General features: G+C 37.6%; 24 protein-coding genes. 4 read left to right on the forward strand and 20 right to left on the reverse strand.

Annotation, left to right across the window (positions count from 1 at the left end):
• Window positions 1-42 precede the first annotated feature (42 nt).
• A complete protein-coding gene (locus tag GHT08_RS20110) occupies window positions 43-453 on the forward strand; it encodes a VOC family protein (protein WP_163583177.1) in 411 nt (136 codons plus the stop codon).
• Between the two features lie 254 nt (window positions 454-707).
• Entirely contained in the window at window positions 708-3,905 is a 3,198-nt protein-coding gene (locus tag GHT08_RS20115; RefSeq protein WP_163583178.1) for a DEAD/DEAH box helicase, read from the forward strand.
• A gap of 43 nt (window positions 3,906-3,948) precedes the next feature.
• Here the strand turns inward: GHT08_RS20115 and GHT08_RS20120 are convergent, their stop codons facing one another.
• The 5 genes from GHT08_RS20120 to GHT08_RS20140 all read right to left on the reverse strand — a co-directional run bounded on the left by GHT08_RS20120 (window position 3,949) and on the right by GHT08_RS20140 (window position 7,209).
• Window positions 3,949-4,497, reverse strand: a complete 549-nt coding sequence (locus tag GHT08_RS20120) for a DUF7010 family protein (RefSeq protein ID WP_163583179.1) — start codon at window positions 4,495-4,497, stop codon at window positions 3,949-3,951.
• Window positions 4,498-4,580: 83 nt separating this feature from the next.
• The gene (locus tag GHT08_RS20125) at window positions 4,581-5,165 is read right to left on the reverse strand and encodes a TetR/AcrR family transcriptional regulator (RefSeq protein WP_163583180.1); all 585 of its coding nucleotides are present in this window, start codon (window positions 5,163-5,165) and stop codon (window positions 4,581-4,583) included.
• Window positions 5,166-5,178: 13 nt separating this feature from the next.
• Window positions 5,179-5,961, reverse strand: coding sequence for a DNA alkylation repair protein (locus GHT08_RS20130; RefSeq protein ID WP_163583181.1), 783 nt, complete (start codon window positions 5,959-5,961; stop codon window positions 5,179-5,181).
• A complete protein-coding gene (locus GHT08_RS20135; protein ID WP_163583182.1) occupies window positions 5,961-6,392 on the reverse strand; it encodes a VOC family protein in 432 nt (143 codons plus the stop codon). The genes GHT08_RS20130 and GHT08_RS20135 overlap by 1 nt, the downstream gene beginning before the upstream one ends.
• A gap of 328 nt (window positions 6,393-6,720) precedes the next feature.
• Complete coding sequence (locus GHT08_RS20140) at window positions 6,721-7,209, reverse strand: hypothetical protein (RefSeq protein WP_163583183.1); 489 nt, start codon at window positions 7,207-7,209, stop codon at window positions 6,721-6,723.
• A 165-nt stretch (window positions 7,210-7,374) separates the two neighbouring features.
• On the opposite strand from GHT08_RS20140, the gene GHT08_RS20145 reads away from it, so the two are divergent.
• Both GHT08_RS20145 and GHT08_RS20150 read left to right on the forward strand, forming a co-directional pair.
• On the forward strand, window positions 7,375-7,977 hold the full coding sequence (locus GHT08_RS20145) for a TetR/AcrR family transcriptional regulator C-terminal domain-containing protein (protein ID WP_163583184.1): 603 nt from the start codon (window positions 7,375-7,377) through the stop codon (window positions 7,975-7,977).
• 84 nt (window positions 7,978-8,061) lie between these two features.
• Window positions 8,062-9,492, forward strand: coding sequence for an amidase (locus GHT08_RS20150; protein ID WP_163583185.1), 1,431 nt, complete (start codon window positions 8,062-8,064; stop codon window positions 9,490-9,492).
• A gap of 35 nt (window positions 9,493-9,527) precedes the next feature.
• Here the strand turns inward: GHT08_RS20150 and GHT08_RS20155 are convergent, their stop codons facing one another.
• From GHT08_RS20155 to GHT08_RS20225, 15 genes are all read right to left on the reverse strand, one after another.
• Entirely contained in the window at window positions 9,528-10,349 is an 822-nt protein-coding gene (locus GHT08_RS20155) for a carbohydrate ABC transporter permease (protein ID WP_163583186.1), read from the reverse strand.
• 15 nt (window positions 10,350-10,364) lie between these two features.
• Window positions 10,365-11,678: a carbohydrate ABC transporter permease gene (locus tag GHT08_RS20160; RefSeq protein ID WP_238343623.1), complete on the reverse strand. Its 1,314-nt coding sequence runs from the start codon at window positions 11,676-11,678 to the stop codon at window positions 10,365-10,367.
• 112 nt (window positions 11,679-11,790) lie between these two features.
• The gene (locus GHT08_RS20165) at window positions 11,791-13,125 is read right to left on the reverse strand and encodes an ABC transporter substrate-binding protein (protein WP_163583187.1); all 1,335 of its coding nucleotides are present in this window, start codon (window positions 13,123-13,125) and stop codon (window positions 11,791-11,793) included.
• A 147-nt stretch (window positions 13,126-13,272) separates the two neighbouring features.
• Entirely contained in the window at window positions 13,273-14,259 is a 987-nt protein-coding gene (locus GHT08_RS20170; protein ID WP_163583188.1) for a LacI family DNA-binding transcriptional regulator, read from the reverse strand.
• 292 nt (window positions 14,260-14,551) lie between these two features.
• On the reverse strand, window positions 14,552-15,055 hold the full coding sequence (locus GHT08_RS20175; RefSeq protein WP_163583189.1) for a PadR family transcriptional regulator: 504 nt from the start codon (window positions 15,053-15,055) through the stop codon (window positions 14,552-14,554).
• Between the two features lie 12 nt (window positions 15,056-15,067).
• Complete coding sequence (locus tag GHT08_RS20180; RefSeq protein WP_337747870.1) at window positions 15,068-17,545, reverse strand: ABC transporter permease; 2,478 nt, start codon at window positions 17,543-17,545, stop codon at window positions 15,068-15,070.
• Complete coding sequence (locus tag GHT08_RS20185; protein ID WP_163583191.1) at window positions 17,505-18,218, reverse strand: ABC transporter ATP-binding protein; 714 nt, start codon at window positions 18,216-18,218, stop codon at window positions 17,505-17,507. The genes GHT08_RS20180 and GHT08_RS20185 overlap by 41 nt, the downstream gene beginning before the upstream one ends.
• A 6-nt stretch (window positions 18,219-18,224) precedes the next feature.
• The gene (locus GHT08_RS20190) at window positions 18,225-18,863 is read right to left on the reverse strand and encodes a hypothetical protein (protein WP_163583192.1); all 639 of its coding nucleotides are present in this window, start codon (window positions 18,861-18,863) and stop codon (window positions 18,225-18,227) included.
• Between the two features lie 141 nt (window positions 18,864-19,004).
• Window positions 19,005-19,631, reverse strand: a complete 627-nt coding sequence (locus tag GHT08_RS20195) for a hypothetical protein (protein WP_163583193.1) — start codon at window positions 19,629-19,631, stop codon at window positions 19,005-19,007.
• Between the two features lie 215 nt (window positions 19,632-19,846).
• Window positions 19,847-20,455, reverse strand: coding sequence for a dihydrofolate reductase family protein (locus tag GHT08_RS20200; protein ID WP_163583194.1), 609 nt, complete (start codon window positions 20,453-20,455; stop codon window positions 19,847-19,849).
• A gap of 47 nt (window positions 20,456-20,502) precedes the next feature.
• Window positions 20,503-21,054 carry an alpha/beta fold hydrolase gene (locus GHT08_RS20205; protein WP_163583195.1) on the reverse strand — a complete coding sequence of 184 codons (552 nt, stop codon included), beginning with the start codon at window positions 21,052-21,054 and terminating at the stop codon, window positions 20,503-20,505.
• Between the two features lie 17 nt (window positions 21,055-21,071).
• Window positions 21,072-21,545, reverse strand: a complete 474-nt coding sequence (locus GHT08_RS20210; RefSeq protein ID WP_163583196.1) for a DinB family protein — start codon at window positions 21,543-21,545, stop codon at window positions 21,072-21,074.
• Window positions 21,546-21,721: 176 nt separating this feature from the next.
• Window positions 21,722-22,606 carry a glycerophosphodiester phosphodiesterase gene (locus tag GHT08_RS20215; RefSeq protein WP_163583197.1) on the reverse strand — a complete coding sequence of 295 codons (885 nt, stop codon included), beginning with the start codon at window positions 22,604-22,606 and terminating at the stop codon, window positions 21,722-21,724.
• Window positions 22,607-22,880: 274 nt separating this feature from the next.
• Window positions 22,881-23,639: a GNAT family N-acetyltransferase gene (locus tag GHT08_RS20220; protein WP_163583198.1), complete on the reverse strand. Its 759-nt coding sequence runs from the start codon at window positions 23,637-23,639 to the stop codon at window positions 22,881-22,883.
• Between the two features lie 6 nt (window positions 23,640-23,645).
• Window positions 23,646-24,503 carry an aminoglycoside 6-adenylyltransferase gene (locus tag GHT08_RS20225; protein WP_163583201.1) on the reverse strand — a complete coding sequence of 286 codons (858 nt, stop codon included), beginning with the start codon at window positions 24,501-24,503 and terminating at the stop codon, window positions 23,646-23,648.
• Window positions 24,504-24,605 lie beyond the last annotated feature (102 nt).

The following is a 24,605-nucleotide window of genomic DNA, read 5'->3' on the forward strand; positions in this document are numbered from 1 at the left end:
TCATGTTACAATTGGTGGAAATAGTTGTGAAAGGTGATTGTTATGAAAAAAGTATTAGATCACATTGGGATTGCAGTTAGAGATCTGGAAGGCAGTATCGATTTTTATATAAATGTCTTAGGTGGAGAATTGGTTGATCGCTATCGTAGTGAAGCCACTGGTGTCGAGAGTGAAATTGCGATCATCGATATCGAGGGTGCTCGTACAGAGTTATTGATGCCAACCAATAATACAACCTCTCCTATTGCTCGTTTCATTAAGCAAAAAGGCAAAGGTGTTCACCATATCGCTTATCGCGTGGATCACTTAGATATAGCAATTGAGGATCTAAAGAAAGAAGACATTCGCGTGATGGAGCACACTAGACGAGTCAACAAACACGGCAGACGATTAATTTACTTAAACCCTGCTGATACAGAAGGAACTATTATCGAATATTGTGATTATCCTTAAACAAGGATATTACATATTTCCTAGTCCCAACATTTATGTTCCGTTCGTTACTAGAATAATGATAAAGTGAGACTATGATCAGTGGGGTTTTGATCTCCGCTGATTAATAGTTGATGTTAGCGTCTGTTATCCCCCACTTAGACTTGAAACTTGAAGTGAGGGTTTTTACAGGCTGTTAGCACCGTGATTAAAAATATTGAACAAATACTAAATGGACATGACATGTGTCTTGATAGAAGGCGAGAACGCATCATATGAATATAAAATGGAGTCACAAAAAAATTGAAGAGGCTAGTGGTAAAATTTCCTTCAAAAAAGGACTTTCTTTTTATCGTTCGAATAAAGTATATCTTGAGACTTTCACTGCTCATCGTTGCGAGGCAATCGTAGCCGGAAGAGAAAATTTCCATGTCACAGTAGAACAGGATGAAAGTGGCCGTATAAGGACAACATGTAGCTGTCCTACATTAGCTTCTGTCAAAAATGACTGTCAGCATGTAGCGGCTGTTTTACTAGCGATATCTGAACATTCACAAAGAGAATCACTCTCTTCGTCTAGTTCAGAAATTTCAAAAGGACTAATGACTCTATTAGAAAATCGCAGAGTCCGTCCTAGTGCCCAACAGCCACGATTTGAAAGCCGGCAAGTACTTCCTTTAGCTTTCACGTGCAAACTTATTACCAATAATCAGGGACAATCCCTGTTTGGAATAGAAGTTGAGGTTGGCACTACTAAAGTTACAAATATCCGCGCCTTTCTGAAGCAGGTGAAAGAACACGGTAACTATCAGCTAACTAGTTCATTCACGTACAATCCAGAATTGCATTGTTTTTCAACTGATACAGACGCCATTATCCAACAACTGATCCAAGTGATGAATGACGAAACAGCATATGGTTATGATCGGTTAATAGATAAATTTGAATATAACATAGATCAGCTATTAGTTATTCCACCATCTCCCTGGGTGCGACTTGTGCCCTTACTCACTAAAGCACCAGTTGTGAAGTTAGCAAACGGGGAGAAAAGGATAGACAAACTCTACTTTTCTGATCATGTCACCTTGCCGTTATCGATTTCCTTTACTAAAACTGACAATCAAGATTCTCTGCTCACCGTTCAAGGACAAGATAAGATCGTTATGTTAGATGCTTATCAAGCGCTACTATTTGACGACCATTTCATACAGATAAAAGAAGAGGAATTTCAGTATCTTTCTGAGCTCATTCAGCTATTAGATACTTCTAAAACTAATCAAATCCCGATTCCGCCAAAACAAACGGAATTTTTCATAGAAAAAGGACTACCTATATTGAAAAGATTAGGTCAAGTCCATTTACATGGTGCGGTCACCAATCAACTGAAGCAGACTCCTTTAATTACTAAATTATACTTGGATCGAGTGAGAAACCGACTGCTTGCAAGTTTGGAATTTCATTATGGAAATATTTTGATCAATCCATTGGATGATGAACAAATCGAAACGGCATCGATTTTGATAAGAGATGAGGAGAAGGAACATACGATACTGCAAATGATGGATGACAGTCAGTTCGCAAAAACAGATAGTGGATACTTCTTGCATAACGAAGCTCTAGAATATGACTTTTTATACCATATGCTCCCGAAGATGCAAAAAATAGCACAAGTATATGCTACAACTGCTGTGCGAAACAGGATATTCAAAGAGAATCCGCGACCAAAGATTAAAGTAAAGATCCAAAGCGAAAGAACCAACTGGTTGGAATTCAAATTTGAAATGAATGGCATCCCTGACCAAGAGATACGCGACATATTATCGGCTTTGGCGGAAAAGCAAAAGTACTATCGTTTGCGGGACGGATCCTTATTGTCATTAGAAACAAGAGAGTTTGAAGAGCTTCAACGTTTTTTAAGGAGTGCTGCTCCAAGTCAGGATCAGGACGACTTGGTAAGTGGACTACATGTACCAGTCATTAAAGGAATGCAACTATTAGACTCCACTGATGATCAGGTATTCACATTTGAACAATCGTTTCGGCAGTTCCTGCACAATATCGAAAATCCTGATAATCAGACATTTACAGTGCCAAATAGTTTAGAGGCGATATTACGAGATTATCAGATACACGGCTACAAATGGCTAAAGACACTTGCTAGTCACGGATTTGGCGGAATTCTTGCAGATGATATGGGACTTGGTAAAACATTACAAAGTATCGCATTTATTTTGTCTGAGCTTCCTACAATCCGTAAGAAAAAACTGCCTACTCTCATTGTTTGTCCATCATCTTTAATGTATAACTGGCGTAGTGAGATAAAGAAGTTCGCACCTGACATTCAAGTAACTATTGTAGATGGAAATAGAACAAGGCGGTCAAATAAGCGGACAATGGCGCCGGAAGTTGACGTTGTTATTACTTCCTACCAGTTGTTACGAATGGATATTGACTGGTATAAGAAACAAGCCTTTCACACTGTCTTCTTTGATGAGGCACAAGCCTTTAAAAACCCCGTTACACAAACAGCACAGGCAGTAAAGAAGATACAGGCTGATAATCGTTTCGCCCTAACTGGTACACCGGTAGAGAATAATCAAGAGGAACTATGGTCGATTTTCCATGTCGTCTTTCCAGAACTATTTCAAGGATTGAAGGAGTATAGTAATCTCACGAGAACACAGATTGCTCGGAGGAGCAGACCCTTTTTACTTCGCAGGGTAAAAGAAGATGTTCTCTCCGAGCTGCCAGAAAAAATCGAATCAAGGGAATCTGTTGAACTGCTACCAGATCAAAAGAAGCTTTATGCCGCTTATTTGGCAAAGCTTCGTCACGATACCTTAAAGCATCTAGACAAAGACACATTACGGAAAAATCGGCTCAAAATCCTTGCTGGCCTGACACGGTTACGACAAATCTGTTGTCATCCTGCCTTGTTTGTAGATGGGTACAAAGGGAGTTCTGCTAAATTTGAACAGCTAAAACAGATTCTAGAGGAATCCAGGCTTGCTGGAAGAAGAGTATTGATTTTCTCACAGTTCACGAAAATGCTTGAATTGATAGGTAGAGATCTAGCCCTTCGGGGAAGGTCCTTTTTGTATTTGGATGGACAAACTCCGTCAGAAGAACGTGTTGAACGATGTAATCAGTTCAATGCTGGTGAATGCGATTTGTTTCTCATTTCAATGAAAGCAGGCGGAACAGGTCTTAATCTGACTGGTGCTGACACGGTCATTTTATATGACACTTGGTGGAACCCTGCTGTGGAAGAACAAGCGGCTGACCGTGCCCATCGTATCGGTCAAACGAGTGCCGTACAGGTCATCAAGCTTGTTGCCTGTGGCACAATCGAAGAGAAAATGAATGATTTGCAAGAACAAAAAAGATCTCTTATAGAAGCGATCATTGATTCGAAGGAAAAAGCATCTTCCACATTAACGGAAGAAGATATTCGTGAAATATTGTCATTGTAGCGAGAATAGGGTTGAGGGGACATAGTGTTTGTCCCTCTCCATTCTAGTTACTTTTCACCTTTTGTTGATAGTTCCCATATAATAAGAGAGCTAGAATACTAAGAAAAATGACCATCATAAGCGATATGATCCATAATTGATTTTCTTGTATCGTCCAGCCTGCTACCATAATTGAAACCGAAATAATAGGAGCGAAGATATAATAAGGCTTCGCATCATAAAACCAGCCATAAGGGAAAAAGTGTGCACCTGTTATAATTGCAAAAAAGACTACCATTTGTTCAGGACTTTGGATAAATGCCCAGATAATCAGCGGAAAATAGATAAGTTGCGCAAGGTTCAAAAACAATCCTAACATTCCTAATGGATTATCAGCTAACTTCCAATCCGCTTTGATCACAGCAGAAACAGCAAGTGCAAGCGGAAAAAGACAGGCAGGCAGAAATAATAAGATCACATTCTTCGTCTCCAACGGTAGCGCTAACAAGTAAACAATCGTTATAGCAGACCAGATAATCGTTGCCGCAATAATAAAACCAATCCCATTTTTCCCTTTAACAGAAGCATCTTGCTTTAATTCAAGTATATTCAATTTACTAACCTCCACCATTTTGGACTTAAACGTGGTGTATGAAAATCTCGTTGATTATAATTATTATAACACGGAAGGAAGTCTTACTCCCTTAATCCCTCCAGCATATGTTCCAGAACAACCATCGTCTCATCTATTACCTCCTTATGATCACGACGATCAGCTATCCATAACACTGCTTCATTCATTGCTCCCGACAGACAATGTGTCATAGCTTCAATGGATATTGGCTTCAATAAGCCTTGCTCCTGCATTAACTGTAATTGTTCCTTCAAGGAATTCATCGAATATTTCTCATCCATTTTCCGAAACATGTCCCAACCTAAAACGGCCGGTCCATCTATCAAAAGGATACGTTGATTGTGGGATTGCACTGCCCCTTCCAAAAAAGCTCGACAACCACGGATTAGCTGCTCCCAGCTGTCATTAGCTCTTGCCGCTTCTGCTTCTACATGTTCCCCGACTTCCTTTTGAACAGTTTCAAAAACAGCAAGAAAGAGCCCTTTTTTATTTTGAAAATGGTGGTATAGCGCTCCTCGAGTTAAATTCGCTTCTTTAACTATCTCTTCCAGCGCTGCCTTTGCATAGCCATACTCTGTAAAATGATATCTAGCAATTTTGATCAAGTTATCTATCGTCTGCTCCGTTTCTAATTTGGTTCTTCTCATGCTGCTTCACTCCTCACTCTACTTTTCGCAATAACTCTAGTGCATGCTCATGTTCTAATTTTACCAGAGTTCTTAACCCATTTTTAATTATTTTTCGATTCACATGATGATTGGCTTTCATCAGCTGATCCAACCATACTAAAACTTGTTCCGGAGATTCCTTCGTTAAATCATTCAGATGATTGGCTACTGATTTTTGCACATAAGGAGAAGTATCATGAAGCAAGCTTTCAAGCAAAGATAAATTGTTTTCAAGATCATTCTTCAGTGGCGGTATCTTTTTAGCCCATGGCAGTCTTGGACGTGTTCCTTCACTCACTAATCGTCTCACATGTGGGTTCGGATCTGTTATCCAATCTTGTAGATAGGTCATAGAAGAATTGGTATCTGCTATTAGATATGGACGGATCGCATATTCAGCTGTATGTCGTTTTGTTATTTCATACATCGCATGGAAGGAATGATCAAAATAATCCAGCCCATACTTTTCAACAAAATAGGCTACCGGCATTAAGAAATATCCATTGGTAAACATTCCTTTTTCTGTTTTATTTTCTGGTCCAAGAATCTTTAGTAAGATAGCTATGGCTTGCGGATAGTCTGATGGGAGGTTTTGTTGCAATGCATCCGCGAATACCTCCACTCTAGCTTTCAACTCTTTATTCGCTACCTCTTTGGTTACTAACTCTATAAAGGTATTTTGGTCAAAGTCGGGATAAAACGGGTGAATTAATTCCGTTAAACGAAGGGCCAATTCCCGATCAAAGTAATATTTTAAAGGGACATAATTGCCCATTACACTTCATCCTTCCATACTTCTTCTCTATATTGATCTTGAAACGATTCATCAGGTGGAATGACAGTGATCACATCAATTAAAACACCATTTGGATCACTTGTAATAAAATGTCTTTGCCCAAATGCCTCATCACGTAATGCAAGGTGTAAAGGAAGTCGATGTTCTTTAATTAATTTCTGATACACTTGATCCACATTGTCTACCTCAAAATTAAGGATCAGACCTTGTACGGACTTACCAAACGAAGATGGGACTGTTTCATGGCTAGCTTGAAGAATTGCCAATTCAGCACCCGTCTCCTCCTGCTTCAAACTCATGTACCAATCAGCATCAAATACGACAGAGAACCCAAAATGCATTTGATAAAACTCTCCCGTTTCCTTTACTTTTTCTGTCATCAATACCGGATAAAAACTGCTTAGCTTCATGAACCTCACTCCTCTTAATTAGATTAGATTTATTTTAACATACACACTGTATGTATGTAAAATAATTGCATAATTTCCAACTGGCACTGATCGGTTAGAAGACAATGATATCCCTTATAAAATTGAAGATGATACCATATTTATACCTGAAGATGCTGTGGACGATGCCGTAAAATATTGTTCTTAATAAACGGATATAGATTAAATATATTTTTTGATCTTCTTCATTTACCTGAAAGAAGGATATTGATCCATCTCCAAAATCTCTATTACTATGAAATCTTGGAAATGAATCACGAATGAAATTCATTAACAACTTACTAATTCATCACTTCACGGTTAAAGATTTAAAACGGTTATATCCTATCCAAGATATTACATAGACACTAACTACAATAATTGTCCTAACTATACTTAGGTTCACCCATAAGTCTGCACGATTCTTCCATTCTTGCGAGTATGAACCAGATGGATCTGCGTTTGTAAAAGCACCTAACTCTGGTATAAAGTACAAAAAAGTCGGAATTCTGAGCAGAAGGTAAAGTCCTATTACCCATAATAATAATTTTCTAATACTTCTTTCCTTCCAGCATAAGATCACCGCAAATACAATTAATACTTGTGCGACCATATGAAGCGGTATCCAGAAATGTTCCAACGGTAAGCCATAAGGTTCTTGAAGAACGGCAAACGATACTGGCGGATAAGCGCTCCACTGTGAAGCAACAACAACCCATTCATAAATTGCCCCACCTAATTCAAGGCCAATAACCGTAATCAAACTAATCAACACAACCTGCGTATAGATTTTTTTCATCATGATCCTCTCCTTCATAAAATTATAAGATCCCTCAAACCTATCAATGATAGTTTAACTATCATTGATAGGTTAACTGATGAATGGTATAATGTCAAGAGATTCTTTTGAAAATCAATCTATAAATGGAGAATAACATTATTCGACCAGAAAGGAGACTTGATATTGACGACACATAACGAATCCCACCATAAAATGCTCGATCAATCTAAAATTGTCCAAGCAGCTTTAGAGGTGCTTCAATTAGAAGGTTACAAAAGTATCACGATAAGAAAAGTTGCTGAAAAATTAGGTATTAAAAGTGCTTCGCTTTATTGGCATATTAAAAATAAAAAGGAATTACTTGAACTGGTAGCTGATGAAATTTGTAAAGACATACAATTTCCTGAAGAGAAAGAGAATTGGGACGAGCAATTAAGACAGCTTGCAAATCAATGGCGAGATCAACTTTTATCCATTAAAGATGCGGCTGTTGTATTATCAGAAACAGCACCAACTACACCATATCGCATACAACTAATCGAGAGGCTTCATCAAATTTTTATAAATGCAGGAATGAATAAAGAAAATGCCTTCTCCTCTTTATGGCTATACAATGTCTACATTACTTCTTTTATCTTAGAGGAATATCGATTTTTAGGAATAAGTAAAGAAACACCTCACTCATCAACTCCTACTCATCTAACCATTCCAGATATGGAGAAAGAATTTCAATTTGGATTGGATACTATGCTAATGGGACTGAAGGAGAAAATAAAAAAAGATTAGCACCGAAGGAATTACAAGCATCGCAACGTATCAGCTGAAGACTAAACAGTTAATATATGCTTTTGAAAACGGAGGAATATATAAATGAAACCCTTTAATCAATTGCTTCAACTAGACGCTTTAGGTCAAAAAGCGTTGCTCGATCAAAAGGAAGTATCTGTCCTAGAACTAACCGATTTTTATATCGATCGCATTGAAAAATATAATCCAACTTTGAATGCGGTAGTCACAAAAAGTTTTGAGTTGGGACGGGAGCAAGCAAAAAAAATGACAACAACGAAAGGTAAGGTTAAAGGACTTCCTTTTTTAATAAAAGATTTAAATGCGGTTAAAGGAATTAGACAAACTAGCGGGTCGCGAATGTTAAAGGATTTTATCGCTCCAGATAATGATGTGATCGTTGATCGTTTTGAACATGCTGGACTTATTTTTCTAGGAAAAACAAATACACCTGAATTGGGTTTTCTACCTACGACAGAACCTCTGCTATTCGGAGCAACTAAAAACCCGTGGGATTTAGAGCGCTCACCTGGAGGATCAAGCGGTGGTTCTGCTGCAGCCGTTGCAGCTGGTCTAATTCCTTTTGCTCATGCTAATGATGGTGGTGGATCCATTCGAATCCCGGCTTCTGCCTGTGGGTTATTTGGGTTTAAACCAAGTAGAGGAAGAATGCCATATCCTACTTATATGAATAATTTTTCCATTAATCACGCACTTACTCGTTCTGTCAGAGATAGTGCGGCATTACTGGATATTTCAAATGGAGCTGGCGATCATCAACTATATCCAAGCTTTGCTTCACAGAACAACTTTTTAGAACGCGTCCATGAAACACCGAGAAAACTGAAAATTGCTGTTCAATATCAAGAAGATGAGACGATTCATTTTGATTCGGAGACAAGAAATAACATGGAGAACACTGTGCAACTCATAAAAGAATTAGGCCATGAGGTAGTGAAGGAAATGCCACCAATCGATTTCAAACAACTTGCCAAGCATTTTATTAATATTTGGATGGGAAGCGGATCAGCTATTATCAAGCATTCTGGACTAATGGCAGGGCAAGAACCTTCTTTACACAATATAGAACCGTTAACCTTTGACATATTAAAATATGGGAGAGACTTGTCAGCATTAGAATATGAAGAATCGCGGGTATACATCCAGAAGGAAGCACAAAAAATTCTAGCATTCTTCCATGATGTAGATGTATGGATGACACCAACCTTAAACCAACTGCCAACAAAAATAGGAAAGCATGCTGATCCCGACACTGATGCGTTTCAACAAATGATGGATAACATGTTAGACTATAATCCATTTATGCCAATCGCAAATGCAACAGGGCAGCCTGCAATGAGTGTTCCAACCCATTGGACCAATGATGGTCTACCCGTTGGCACTCATTTCTTTGGCAGATTAGGTGAGGATCAGCTGTTACTACAACTCGCTTTCCAAATAGAACAAGAAAAACCATGGTTTCATTACTATCGAAATATTAGCGATAACTTATAAATTAGATAAGAGAGGTAGCTGGCCTCCCTTATCTTTTACTCCTTTACTGAACCGGAAGTTAAACCAGAAACAATTCGCTTTTGGAATAACAATACCAAAATAACGATCGGTATTGTTACGATAACAGTGGCCGCAGAAATATCTCCCCATGGAATAGAAAATTCACTTTGATACATGGAGATCCCTACTGGTACAGTTCTCCAAATATCATCACTATTAATAGTTAAGGCAAATAAATACTCATTCCAAGCGGCAATAAAAACTAAGATCGCTGTAGTAAAAATACCTGGTGTTGCTAAAGGGAAGATAATTTTACGAAATGTTTGAAACGGACTGGCACCATCTAATTTTGCAGATTCTTCTAATTCGAAAGGTATCTTGTGAAAAAAAGTCGAAAGTACCCAGATTGATAATGGTAAACTGATTGTAATATACGGAATAACTAATCCGATATAGCTGTTGCGTAATCCTAAATCCGTCACCAAATTAAAAATGGGTGATATAATCGCAATCTGCGGAAACATCGACGCTGCAAGTACAACTCCTAAAAATATCCCCTTTCCTTTAATTGGCAACCTTGTAACAGCATATGCTGCAAACGCTGCACAACCGACTGCTAATACAGTAGTTAAACTAGACACTACGAAACTGTTTAACATATAACGCAATAACGGTCGATTCGTCAATGCAGCTTCATAAGACGATAGTGTCGGACTCTTGGTAAACCAACTGAATGAAGTAAAAATTTCACCTACAGGTTTGATCGAAGTTAAAAACACCCATATAAATGGAAACATTACTAAAAAAACAAAAATGGCTAAAAATATATAAAATCCAATCCCGGCTCGTTTACTCATCTTTCGTACCCCCTTCTATTTCGTACGTCCTGCGAATAAATCGGAACCAATTAACCGGACATAGATAAAGCTAATTAATGCTACACATAGGAATACAATAACGGATAGCACGGAACCCGCTCCAAAATTCTGTTGTGAGAACAAGGTGATATATGCATAAACAGATATCGATTCTGTAGCATTCGCAGGTCCACCACCAGTTAACACATAAATTAAGTCAAAAACTCGAAACGCATCTAATGTTCTAAACAACAAAGCAACTAAAATTGCTGATTTTAATAATGGCAGCGTAATCTTAAAGAGTTGTTGCCATTTACTAGCACCATCAACATTACTAGCTTCATACAATGAATTTGGAATGGTTTGCAACCCAGCAAGTAATAATAACGCCATATATGGTGTTGTCTTCCAAACATCCGCAAATATAATGGCAAACATGCCACCATCAGAAGTGCTTAATAGCCATGAAGCACTCGGTATAATGTTTAATTTCTCAAAATAGTGGGCAACAATCCCTGTTTGACCATCATATAAGAAACCCCACATCATGGCGGCAACCGCTGTCGGTATTGCCCACGGGATTAATACGGAAGCACGCACGATTCCCCTTCCCTTAAAAGCACGGTTAATCAGTAAGGCAATTGCTAAACCTAAGACAAGTTCAAATCCAACAGAGACAACGGTAAAATAAAACGTGTTCCATAAAGATTGCCACATACGTTGGTCTTGGAAATATTTAATATAATTCGCAAAACCAATAAAATTCGATTCTAAAATGTTGTCACTTGTCCCTGCAAGCAATGACCCAGTTTGGTCGAAACTTTGTGCTGACTGTTCATTGTCAGTAGCGTCCGCTATTGATTGAAATTCCGCTGATATATTCTCCAGAGCACTCCGATAATCTGCAGCAAAATCATTGTCTACCTCGGTATATTTGAGCTCAGCGTCTGATATAGGCTCAAAGTTCATCAACATTTCATCTATCTGTTCAACCTTTGTATTAATTTCTTCATCACTTGTTAATTCCTGATGATAACCTTCAATTGTTTCCCTTGCTTGTTGAACTACTTCTAACTGATCCCCTTCAGCATTACCTTCTAGATCACTAAGTTGACCCTCGATATAAAAGTAATTGTCAACATACCGTTCTAAATCAATATTAGCGTTTAACATTTTTTGTGATCTTGTTGGGTCATTTAATCGGTAATCAAATAGACTGTTATAAAAGGACTGTGCAACCGGCCATAAAGTGACAACGATAACAAGTAGTAACGATGGTAAAATCATCGCATAACCTAGCTGCTTTTCGTTAAGTTGAAATTTTTTCACTTTACCTTCCCTCCCCTTCTATCAAATACATCTTTCGAAAGATGTACTTGAAAGAAAAAGCAAGATGAGTTACATATGCCCATCTTGCTTTGTTAGTTCCAATTGATACAAATTAGTCTCCCATTGCTTCCTCGATTTTGGATTGCATTTTTTCTGCAGCTTCCTCTGCTGATTGATCTCCAGTTAATACTTTGGATATTTCAATTTGCATGATATCTGAAATTTCTGGGTAAATCGGCGAAACAGGACGTGGTACCGCAGATTGTAAAACATTCACAAATTCAGGATTTGCAAATAACGGACCCGCTTCTTGTACTTCCGAATCATTATAAAGCGCTTCCAAAGTTGGTGCACGCCCTCCATGGACAGCAATAATTTTCTGTCCCTCTTCACCAGTCATAAACTTTAAGAATTCCCAAGCTTCTTCTGGATGTTCTGAATAACGGTTAATCATCCCCATCCAGCCCCCTAAAGTGGCTGCATGACCTTCGTCACCTGCTGGAAGAGGTGCAATATCAACATTACCAACAATAGAGGAACGATCCTCGTCATTGGATGATGCTTGTAAATATGGCCAGTTACGAGCAAATACCGCATCCCCAGCAATCCAAGCGTTCTCTGTTTCTGTTTCCATAAAGTTTAAAATATTGTCAGGAACAAAATCTGAATTAACAACTTCCGCTAATTTTTCTAGCCCTTTAACCGTTTCAGGACTGTTTACAACTACATTATTATCATCATCAATAACTTGGCCACCATAGGATGCAATAAATTCAATATAGTTACATACTAACCCTTCATATTGTGCTGCTTGCATTAAGTAGCCAAATTCTGTATCTTCTTCTCCCTGTAACTCACTCGCTTGCTCTATCAATTCATCCCATGTTTCGGGTGCTTCCTCTACAATATCAGTACGATAGTAAAGCATACCAGCATCTGTGAATTTTGGCATTGCCCATTGCTTACCATTAAAGTTTGCTGCTTGAACAGTGCCTGGGAAATAGGCATCCATATCAATGCTATCTCTTTCAATGAAACGATCTAATTCTAATGCATAGTTTGCTTGTGCAAATTCTGCTGGCCAGATAACATCTGCATCAAATACATCCACTTCAGCACTTTGTGAACTGAACATGGTTACATATTGATCGTGTGATTGTCCTGTATCTGCCGGCATTTCTCTGAGTTCTACGTTAATATGGGGATGTTTCTCTTCGAAAGCTTCAATTACTAAGTCAATCGCTCCTGTCGTATCTACACCACGTGCATAAACGATTGTAACTCCCTCAACCTCTGAAGCGCTTTCATTTTCTTCACTGTTTGTTTCTTCATCAGATGTACCTTCTGTATTATTTGTTTCAGATGTATTGTCACCATTACATGCTGTAACAAATATAGCCAATACTAAGGTAATACCTACTAATAAAAACCTCTTCACCTGTTCCATAACAGAACCCCCTAATGTAGAATTTCGATTTCGTTTATACTTGAAATCGATTACATTTTGATTTTATATGAACTGTATATACAAGTCAATGACTTACAAAAATAAATTATCTTAATTTACTCGGTGGAAAAAGTAACTCATAATCCTTTAGGTAGATTCTCTTATAATTAATTCATGATCTAATATGATGTCTTCTATTTCCTCGCCTCGAATTTTCTTTATTAACATATCTACTGCAATACTTCCCATTTTATACATTGGTTGCGCAACCGTTGTTAATCTTGGGAATGTCATATTGGTAAAGTCAATTTTATCAAAACCAACGATCGCTATCTCATCAGGAACGTGGACCCCTTGCGTATTTAACTCCTTTAACGCACCGATAGCTAATACATCGGATACAGCAAAAACTGCGGTAAACTTTCCTGCCTTATGACTCAACAGTGACCTCATCGCCTGTTGACCTGCTTCAAACGTCACATCATTTGTTTTATAAATCCAATCATCCTCAAATTCTATTTCAAATTCTTTTAATGCTCTATGGAAGCCTTTCTTTCGTTCACGAGCGTAAAGAAATTTTTCATCACTATTGATTAGGACAATTCGCTTATGTCCTTGTTTTAAGAGGAACTTTGTCATCTGGTATGCTGCCAACTCACTATCAATCGTAATATAAGATAAACTTTTATCTTTATCATACTCACTACATTGTACAATCGGAAATTGTCTAGCCAGTTGTACGAGTTTATCCTTATCTATCGTAGGATCCATGGTTATAGCACCATCTGCTAACCGATTTTTTAGTAGATCAAAATAGACACTTTCTCTTTCCGTTTTAGAATGGGTTTGACAGACTAATATATTATACCCGTGATCTAGTGCAGTCTCTTCAATTCCTTCAACTATTCGCAAATAGAAAGGGTTTGATATCTTCGGTATCAAAACAAGCAACATTCTACTTTCAGAATTCCTGAGATTTCGACCTAAAATGCTAGGGGCATAATCTAATTCCTGCATTGCATCCTGAACTTTTTGTCTCGTTTTTTCTGTCACCGCAGACGGGGTATTCAAAACCCGTGAAACGGTCGCAACTGAAACACCTGCTTTTTTTGCCACGTCTTGTATAGTAGGCATAATACTACCTCCTTCCAAACATCATGAAGGTCACCAAGTAAATAAAAAATGAAGAATTCACCATATACGGACCTTGATTATCTATCAAAATGTAATCCATTACATATTTGATAACATTATAATATAGGAAAATATAAAGTCAATCTCTACCTGTTATACAACATATTTTATCAAATAGGATGAAAAAAGGACATAAAAATCAAATATCTACAAGGATACCCTTTCTCACTCTATTATAAAGAACCGAGATGAGTTTTCATACATTCTCGGTTCAAATCTTGCAACATCCATTTTATTTTTGGTCCCCAGCAAGGATATCAAGCCATTTTATATCCGCTTCTAAGTGCAGTAATGCTCCTTCGATAAGCATTTTCATCGTATCATTTCCTGATTGCGTCATTTGCTTTTTTAAATGAGTTAAATGAAGGACGTCCTTTATCATCGTTTCTTTTTGTTTCTTGATCATTTTTTGTTTCTCATCGTATGCTACATGATCAGCACATAGAAACTTAAAATAAAATTCGTCTTTTAACAATGACCGTCCGACCGGTTTTTCCAACCAATTCCACAGCTCTTCTTTACCTGCTTGTGTTATTGTATAAAGCTTACGATCCTTTTGATCGTTTCCCGGAGACTCTACTAAAGCATCACGCTCCAACCGATCAAGAGTGGTATATACTTGGCCAGCATTGAGTGGCCACATTCCTTGAACAAGTTCTTCGAAACCTGTTTTCAATTCATACCCGTGTCTCGGTTTTTCATATAATAATGCAAGCATCGAATGTTTTACTGACATGGTAATCCCCGCTTATTCATAGTTTATCGCTTCTTTCACTGGTATATGTGATGCTGTTCTGCTCGGAAACCATGAAGCAAGAAGTGTAAACAATAATCCTCCTGCAATTGCTAAAAACAGGCTCATCCCGGGAACTGTAAAGCTCAGTAAGGCTTGACCTTGAGCAGAATGGGCATTCAGGTAAATGACTAGTATACCATATAACGTGCCTATAATAATTCCGGTAATACCGATCATAAGTCCCTCGGCCATTATCATAACCTTTACCTGTGTTCTTGTAAAACCAATCGCTCGCATTGTACCCAGCTCTTTTATCCGTTCCATCGTATTCATCAATAATGTATTACTAATACCAATAGCAGATAAGGCAATAATTAACAATAACAAGCCTTGCAATAATTCCTGCATTCCTGTTAAAGCTTGCTTCCCCTGTTCAATACTAACTGTAATTGGGTTAACATTTACGATCGAATCCTCAAAGGAACTCCAAAGTTGAGCAAAAACAATCGGGATAGTTCCCTCATCGCTGGCATCAATAATGACATGAAATTTCTCTGGCCAGTTTAAGGTACTTGTCAATTCACTGTCTTCTATAAAAGCAACATAGTTCATATAATGAGAAGTTTGAACGGTTCCTTTGACAAAAAAGGTAACTGGACCAGAAGGGGTATTCAATGTTATATCTTCACCAAGCTCACCACCCCATTCTGTTAATGCTCTCTCTCCAACAAAAATTGCTGGATGCTCTCCCTGCTCTTCCGTTGTTTGCGAAATGGCAAACAGCTCCGCATTCTGTGGCTCACCAGTATAACTAATAATAGAAAATTCTCGTAATTCACCTGTTTTTGTTTGCCATGTTATGTTGGGAATTTCTGCATAAGGGATACTATCACTTACACCCTCTAGCTCATTAATCCTTTCCAAATCTGCATCTATCCACGGTGACTCTTTTTCCACGTGTATATCTCCACCAAAAGTGGCATGAATATCATCTTCTATTCCGTCAGGCAAAGATTCTAAAGCTGCACTCATAAATAAAGCGAGACTCACACCTATCGCTAGCATAGCAGATGTATTTACATTTCGATTTTCGAATTGCTTTACAGATCGGATAGCTTGCTCTCCAGCGTATCGGAAAAACAGTTTGTATAGAGGTTGTAATAACCATTGAAATAGCTTTATCCAAATTGGATACAACAGTACTAAACCGACGAATAAGAGTAAGAATGCCCAAGGATTATCAATCAATCCAATTCCTGTGCAGATAACACCCGCTAGGATACGTATAAGCGAACCCTTTCCACTTCTATGACGATTAATTGGGCTCTCTGATATTGCCTCCATAACAGACGTTTTACCTGCTTGATAAATAGGAAATATGACAGCAAGATAAGGAAAAGCGAGACCAACCATTCCTGAAATTACTAAAGGTTTAATCAGTTCTAACTCATAGGTAATCGTTTGGGTAGCAATGGCAGACATAAACATTTCCTGGAGAAAAGACCCTAACCACACACCTAGTGGTAATCCAAGTGCTGAGCCTATGACGGCAAGAACCCCGATTTCGTTTATTATCAGTCGTCTAATACCTTCATTTGTATAGCCCAGACTTTTCATTAAAGCAAATTCTTTTCTTCGTTCAACAATAGTTGTATAAAGCATGTTAAAAACAATAAATGCACTGATGAATATAGAAAGAATCGCAATAATATCAAAAGTGAAATATAGACCTTCTACATCATTATTTTGTTGACTATCGACAACTACCGGCTGAACAAATAATTGTGAGCCTTCTAGGTGCGCTTGATAGGCTTCCAATAATTCTGGTTGTTTTTCCCCTTTTACTGAAAAACGGTAATTAGAGATTTGCCCTTCCATCCCCGTCCATTCTTGCAAAGTATCTAAAGGAACCATGACACGTGCATCACGAAAAGTCGATCCTTCTAATGTTTTGGGACTGCTCAGCATTGCTCCTTCATAAACAACTGCCGTCACTTCGACCTGCCCCATGTCTTGAAATGTAACTGTATCCCCGACGCCTTTTCCCCATAGAGCAGCAGCGTTTTCCGTAATAATTAAACCTTCTTTAGTGACATCCCCTTCTTTAACAGGTAATTCAATTAGTTCATGATCATAACTCGAAACCCCCGTAATTCTGACGGAAGCTTGTGCAAGGTTCTCCGCCTCTACATTTATAAAACCTTGTTTAAGTAATGCTGCGACACCTTTTCCAACTTCCTTACGATCTGTTACCCACTCCACTTCACTCTCAGAGAAAAAACGCTGATTGCTCTTTATCCAATAATCAGCATCTCCTGCATATAGCTGCTCTTGTTCATCCATGATTTTAATCGTGGTTTCTTTCGCTATCAGCATACTGGTCATTACGGTAACACCTAAAATCATGGCAATAAGCGTTAGGAAAAACCGTGTTTTATGCCGCGTAAGATTACGCCATGAAACGAGAAAGGAAAAACGCATATTCTTCATCCTCTCTTTGTACTTCTGCTTCAATCACCCCATCTTTAAATAACACAATTCGATCAGAATAACCTGCCGCAAACATATCATGTGTCACCATCACAATCGTTTGATTTCGCTCCTGATGAAGCTTAGCTAATAAGTCGAGAATTTCACTGGAGCGTTCTCGATCTAAATTTCCGGTCGGCTCATCTGCTAATAAAATCGCTGGTTTATGGATTAATGCTCTTGCGATTGCTACTCTTTGCTGTTGTCCTCCACTAAGCTCATTGGGAAAACGTTTCTCGTATCCCTTCAGATCGACTGCTTCTAGAAGCTCGTTCACATCTTTTGCGGAAGTCTTCTTCCCATCTGCATGCAGTGGAAAAGCAATATTCTCGAATACTGTTAAAGTAGGCAATAATTGATAATTTTGAAAAACGAGACCTATCTTCTGACGTCGAAAAATAGTACGCTGTTTTTCAGATTGGGATGAAAACTCATCTCCGTTTAACTGAATGGACCCTCCTGTTGGGGTATCCAACCCTGCCAATAAATGCAACAGTGTCGTTTTTCCAGATCCACTTGGTCCTATAATCCCTACAAACTCCCCTTCATTGACGGTGAACTCTACTCCTTTTAATACGGAAACCATCTCTTTTCCTGCCTTAAAATCCTTTGTTAAACCTATTGTTTTAATCAAACTTTTTCATCCTTTCGCTGGAAAAATCGTGTAAGACATCGACCAAATAAAATCAACGATAAATATTAACCCCCATAACATCGAAATACGATAGAGTGTCTCATTTGGATATGGCGTTTTCTCTAAGTCCTCCGTTCCAACCCAGGAAAAATCGGCAATATATTCGCTGAAATGTGCGAAATCCCCCAATCCATATAGCCAGAAGCCGGTTTGTACGATAACAAATATTAATAAATGAGCTATTGCACTATATCGATTTATTTTCGCAATATACTTTGGATCTTGTTGCTTTTTGATAATCGCTTTATCTTTATCTGTTAGTAAATCGACACCTCTCCACTTTCCAATTTTTATTCGCATCCATCGATCAAGCTTTTTAAAATCGTTAATACCAAACGTACAGGCATAAATAACAAATATAGTAATAACTATTTGGAATGTGGAGATTTCACCTGTTTCGTTATAGATCAAGAAGGCTAATCCAGCCTCTAGAATGAGTAAGAAGAGGAACAAAAATAAGAAGAATAAACTATGTTTCCTCTTACCAAACAGATAACGCACCCCACCAAATAACAATAAGCAGGCAAGTGATAGTATTTCAGCGACAATAAAGATTTCCCATTGGTATTGGACAATAAAATTCAATTTTCCCACCCTTTTTATATACTGAGTAAATATATATTGAGTATATACTTACTCAGTATATAAAGTCAATTGGTTTTTATGGCCGATTGTAAAAATGCCGAAAAAGTACTACATGTACTCTTTCGGCATTTTTTAACTCCTTTATATTTTTATCTCTTTCAAGGCATCAACCGGAGTCATAACGCTAAACCCTTTATTTTTTAAGTGTGTGGCTGCCTGGTGCATGGAAAGCTGAGGAAATACTATCTGCCCTTGAGGTGGATTATTTTCGATATAGTCAATAATCACTTCACTATATGCGTCTTGCTTATTGGACATTAGTAGCTCAAAAGCATGATCAATGACCTCCACCTGGAAATCAGCTTTTACGTTTGGTTGCTGTTTAAGTCGATTAATAGTACCTTCCACCGTAGCAGGATTGGTAAAATATAAAGTTGCAATTGGATAATCAATGAGAGACTTAAGAAATAATTCATCTATTTTCAGTATGGGAGTATCATTTATCTTAGTTTCCTTTATGTATAGACTATAATTGGTACATGTGATTAAAATAGCATCTGGCTCAGCTGATGCCAACCATTCTAGTTGTGTCTGTACTCGTTTTTCAATCTGTTGCGTTGATTTATTTTTAATCGCATCAATAAGGCCTGGATCAACATGGTGAATTTGTTCTACGTAGGTACTTTTCAGTGCCGACTCTGTATATTCAATGTTACTATAGTGCGCGTGTAAAACTACTAGTTTAGCTTTACTATTAAGATTCATCATGTTCAAACCCAACCTTCTAATGGATAATTCCGTTATGATACTCATTTTACTAGTAGTACCTGATTATTTCCAAGTATTATTCGGGAGATGCCATAGGATGTGGTGAAACAGAGTATAGCAGGATCTTACGGACACGATTACAGATTTTCACGATTTTGTATTATGGACACATTTTTGACTTATTTACTTTAAATTGTCCGTAAAAAATCCAAATTTCAATACAACAGCTTATATTTCAAGTGTGTAACATTTGAACCATCTGTCACTTCTTGAGGTTCTAACTTTATTTGTTCTGAGCCAATTTGATCAAACAAGCGAATACCTTTTCCCATTAGGATTGGCGCTACATGCAGATGCATTTCATCCAGAAGACCGGCTTTTATACATTGCTGGGCAATACTTGCTGTTCCTATACTGACATTTTTACCATTTGCAGCTTCTTTCGCCTGTACAATAGCATCTTCAACTCCACTTGTGACAAAAGTAAAGCTTGTCTTATCTTCTACATAACTTACCGGAGCTTCATGTGTTACGATAAAAATAGGAACATCCTGAATCGGATGACTGCCACCCCAACCATTAACAATATCAAAAGTTCTCCTTCCTACAACCATCGCCCCTGTCATGGGAACTGGACCATCAAAAATTTCCTTGTTTATGGCAGAAAGCTTAAAGAATTCATTGTAACGACTTGGTTGATCACCACTAAACAACCAGTTTTGGATCAATTCCCCTCCTTCTCCTAGCGGCTGTTTTTGGTTATCATTCACACCTGCGATAAAACCATCAAGTGACATAGAAATATCTAAAATTACTTTACCCATTCCATTTCTCCTTTCTATATACTTTAATAATATCTTACTGGATCTAACTAAGAGATCCTTATATCGGTTACGAGGTCAGGTATGCCATTAGAAAAGTAATGATCTTCTCTTTCTAACACTCTAGTAATAGCTTGTGGAAATTCGTTCGCGTAGTGATGGATGTGCGTAACCGGCACTACCATATCATCCTTGCTGTGATACAAATATATATGGGATATGTGTGGAAGGTTTGATGTGAAATTCTTTGCTAGGGTAAACTCCTCAGCCTGCCAGTCCTCCTCTTTTCCCCAGTATGGTGATGCAATTAAGAACAAACTAGAGACAACAGGCTTTACATTCATTTCTGAAAGATATTTTAATAAAACCGCCCCACCCAGCGAATGTCCAATCAGTATTACTTCATTGTCCAAGTTAGCGAATATGTTTGTTAATGCTGCTTTCCACCTGGCATACTCAGGATTTTCTGGATTAGGCATCTTAGGAGTTATCAAATGATAAGTATCACCAAGTTGACTTTGTAAATATTCGATTAAATTACTGCTTCCTTGCTGAGGACCCTGTCGCCCTGCACTATGAACTAAAAGTATTTGTTTTTTCAATTATTACACCTCCTGTACTATAAATCTTGATAACCCGAATGATTTTGCTCCAATATTCGCTGCATTGCAAGAATCTGACCCAAATGCATTGCCTCATGGAATAATCCAAGACTGGCAAACTCTTCAAAACGGTCGATCCCATCAAATGGTTCTGTTAAACGTTCTTGCACCTGTTCAGATGACATATTCCCGATTCGATTTACTTGATCTTGTAAATCTAATACTAATTGGTCCATGCTTGGTACATTTTGAGGCCAATCATTAGGCTTGGTACCTCTTCCAAACAACTTCTTATAATTATCTGGTAAGCTACTCTTACTTCGATGCGGGAAATTAGCAATTTCTTCTGCTATGACTAATACATGGCCAATCTGCCAATGAATCGTATTACGAAATCCAGGTGGCTGCAGATCAATCAAATCCTTCGCAATCGGTGAGATGGAATCAATAAACAACCCTCTCGTCAACTTATATTGATCAAATATTGTCATGTGCTTCCTCCTCCTTGGTTTAGTATTCAATCAAACATTAATGAGAGTATACCAAAGACTAACACAACACATTTCTTATTATTTGCTAGGGTTCTGCTCCATTTCATAAGTAAAAAACTCCGTTCACTTTTCACATGTGAACGGAGGTCATTATCGATTTACAAAAGTTAGTCTTATTAACTATTATTTGAAAGTATTTCTGCCAACCGATCAGGATAATCTGTAAAAATGCCGTCAACTCCCCACCTTATCATTTGTTCCATATCCTCTTCCGCATTGACTGTATAAGTATGAACGTGTAAATCTTCATTATGAATCTTTTGAACGAGCTCTTGATCTATCTCTTGATAGGATACACCTACTCCTGATGCATATTGTCGAATCTGATTGTAATTAGCGGACTTTGCTTCATCTTTATACAACAGTTGAATAAGCGGAATTGACTCATATTTTGCATGAATTTGCTCCAATGTCTCTGCACTAAAGGATTGAATGATGACTTTATTTTCTTCGATTAGGTGGTAGTCTTCTAACATGCTAAGAAATTTGTCAGTCATCACAGGATCTGGGTCTTTTATCTCGATATAATAGTTGCTATGTAAACCGAAAGTATCGAAGATCTCTTCTAAAGTGGGCACTTCTATTCCAACATAATAATCATCTGCTTTTTCAGGATAAGCAATATTGAACCAAGTACCAGCATCCAATTTTTTTAGTTCAGTAAGAGACATATCTTCAACTAAACCACTTCCACTTGTCGTACGGGAAACATCCTCATCATGCAGCGCAACTAACTCTCCATCAGCTGTCATATGTATGTCAATCTCTAAATAATCTGAATTCATCTGTTGAGCAGACTGATAAGCAATTAATGTGTGTTCTGGGGCATAACCGGATGCTCCACGATGGGCGATATTCAAAATTTTGTCAGAAGATAACGAAACGGGTGATATACTATTAACATTCCCCACCTTTTCCTCAGTCTTCCATAAATATGTTACTCCAATTATCACTATCACAACAAAAAGTACGATGAAGCTCCATTTCCAAGTTGTCTTCACAACATCACCTTCACTACTCTAAAAATGATTCTAACTAAAGATACAGAAAGGTAGAAACACCCTTTTATTGTCTACAAAAAATACCATGATAATTTCTATGAGGACACCTATACTTGAAACTAATAAAATTTGAAACTCAATATAAACATAACAATTGCAGATATCTAGTAATAATAACGCTTCCGACTAATAGCTAAAACCACTGATATAAGTGCTATAATTAAGGAAGAATATGCGAGGATAGTATACAAGCGCTTCACCTCACCATAGTTTATTAACATTCCTTTTTTATTCGGTACCAATATTGATACGCTTCTTTAAAGCCTAGCTTTTCGTATAGCTTTAAAGCTGGTGTATTATGTAACATCACTTGCAGGTAAGCTCTTTCAGCACCGTGTTTCTTTCCCCAATTCAGAATCGAAGAAACGAGTTCTATACCAAATCCATTGTTTCTATGCATTTCACTCGTAACAATATCATATAACCCTATCCACCCGCCTTCTAACACACCCATTCCACATGCGAGCGTTTCTTCCTTTTCGTTAGTCAAACGAACATAACAAACATCAGCATTAATATGGTTTAACATCTGTTTAAGCGTATGCTGGTCCGCAACTTTTATATGATTTAATTCACAAAACTCTGAAAACCATTTATCATTTAATTGATTATCAATACTAGCCTTATTCGAGAAAAATGTCTCTCCTTCATCTAGGGATAATAATTGAACGCTCGTTTCTCCTACAAGGCCATACCCTTTTCGTTCTAGAATGTTGTCTAATTCTTCAGGGAAAACGTGAGTTGTTAGTTTAAAGATAACTTTTAATCCTTTCCTTTGGTATACTTTTTCACATCTCTCTATCTTTCGATTGATATCTTCTTGTGAATGATATAACGGATTAATAGAATTTGCTCTTTTGGCATAGCCATTGGAAAAACGTAATACCCACCCATCCAAAAGTTGCGTTTGCAGTGAGGGAAAAGCATTCATGGATAGCTCTTCCATTTTTCGAATATCTATATGACTACTCATTTATTGTTATCTCCCTTGATAATATGAATCAACTAAATGAATTGCGTGTTGAATATTTTCATGAGGATAAGAAAGATTCTTGAATTGATAAACTTCTATAGAGAGTTCATGAAACAGATTCATGGTATTTTTAAGTGCTTTCCAAACATCTTCTTCATCGTAATGAGCATATATTTGCTTGAATGGAGACACAAATTTAGTATCAGCCCATTCTTCAAAAAAACGAAATCCATGCCATGTGTTATACTCATTGCCATTCTTTAATTTTGCTTGTATTCGAATGAAAGATATCAGCAGGTCTTTCATATAACTATCAACTATAGATTTCCCTTCTAACAACTCAGTTCTACGTAGTTTTTTAGCAGCTAGAACGGCGTGATACCAAAAATCGTGCACCATATTTTCTATTTTCTCTTCTGGCATTTTTTTATTATTTTGCTTTATATTATTGTTTTTCAGGCGTGGTATGATATTATCCTTATCTAGTAGTACTTTTATTCCTTTTGAAAGAACACTTAAGACTTGATGGTGAGATTCCATCTCTGCAATTGCGGATATAGGAAAGCAAGCAAAGTCGACATCCAGTCCACCATCAAATAAAACTCTTCTTTCGATCCCTTCACCAACTGCTGTTTGTTCAAGAAAGGTAAGATAATACTTACCTATCTGAGCTAACCAATTTTTATATCGTAGTAACAAATTAGGATTTTCCGCAAATATAACGAGATCTAGATCTGCATATTGATCAGCTGGTTTTTCTTGCCTTGCTCTTGAGCCAACTATTATTGCTGCTCGGATATTTTCCTCTCTTTCAGCAAATGATTGAAATCTCTCTATTATGATATCGTATGTCAAATTAACCAAACTCATCCACCTACCATCTTTCTGTATCATCTAGGTCTCGCTCAGTTATTACGGTTTGCCATAGGGATATTTGGTGAACTACTCCCACCACTTACCACCCTT

It is taken from the genome of Gracilibacillus saliphilus (genome assembly GCF_010994085.1).
GTDB lineage: Bacteria > Bacillota > Bacilli > Bacillales > Amphibacillaceae > Gracilibacillus > Gracilibacillus lacisalsi.

Bases quoted from the DNA above. Each gene is read 5' to 3' on its own strand.
- GHT08_RS20110 (WP_163583177.1), top strand. From the start codon at position 43: ATGAAAAAAGTATTAGATCACATTGGGATTGCAGTTAGAGATCTGGAA.
- GHT08_RS20115 (WP_163583178.1), top strand. From the start codon at position 708: ATGAATATAAAATGGAGTCACAAAAAAATTGAAGAGGCTAGTGGTAAA.
- GHT08_RS20125 (WP_163583180.1), bottom strand. From the start codon at position 5,165: ATGAGAAGAACCAAATTAGAAACGGAGCAGACGATAGATAACTTGATC.
- GHT08_RS20130 (WP_163583181.1), bottom strand. From the start codon at position 5,961: ATGGGCAATTATGTCCCTTTAAAATATTACTTTGATCGGGAATTGGCC.
- GHT08_RS20135 (WP_163583182.1), bottom strand. From the start codon at position 6,392: ATGAAGCTAAGCAGTTTTTATCCGGTATTGATGACAGAAAAAGTAAAG.
- GHT08_RS20140 (WP_163583183.1), bottom strand. From the start codon at position 7,209: ATGAAAAAAATCTATACGCAGGTTGTGTTGATTAGTTTGATTACGGTT.
- GHT08_RS20150 (WP_163583185.1), top strand. From the start codon at position 8,062: ATGAAACCCTTTAATCAATTGCTTCAACTAGACGCTTTAGGTCAAAAA.
- GHT08_RS20155 (WP_163583186.1), bottom strand. From the start codon at position 10,349: ATGAGTAAACGAGCCGGGATTGGATTTTATATATTTTTAGCCATTTTT.
- GHT08_RS20165 (WP_163583187.1), bottom strand. From the start codon at position 13,125: ATGGAACAGGTGAAGAGGTTTTTATTAGTAGGTATTACCTTAGTATTG.
- GHT08_RS20170 (WP_163583188.1), bottom strand. From the start codon at position 14,259: ATGCCTACTATACAAGACGTGGCAAAAAAAGCAGGTGTTTCAGTTGCG.
- GHT08_RS20175 (WP_163583189.1), bottom strand. From the start codon at position 15,055: ATGTCAGTAAAACATTCGATGCTTGCATTATTATATGAAAAACCGAGA.
- GHT08_RS20180 (WP_337747870.1), bottom strand. From the start codon at position 17,545: ATGAAGAATATGCGTTTTTCCTTTCTCGTTTCATGGCGTAATCTTACG.
- GHT08_RS20195 (WP_163583193.1), bottom strand. From the start codon at position 19,631: ATGATGAATCTTAATAGTAAAGCTAAACTAGTAGTTTTACACGCGCAC.
- GHT08_RS20200 (WP_163583194.1), bottom strand. From the start codon at position 20,455: ATGGGTAAAGTAATTTTAGATATTTCTATGTCACTTGATGGTTTTATC.
- GHT08_RS20210 (WP_163583196.1), bottom strand. From the start codon at position 21,545: ATGACAATATTTGATCAATATAAGTTGACGAGAGGGTTGTTTATTGAT.
- GHT08_RS20220 (WP_163583198.1), bottom strand. From the start codon at position 23,639: ATGAGTAGTCATATAGATATTCGAAAAATGGAAGAGCTATCCATGAAT.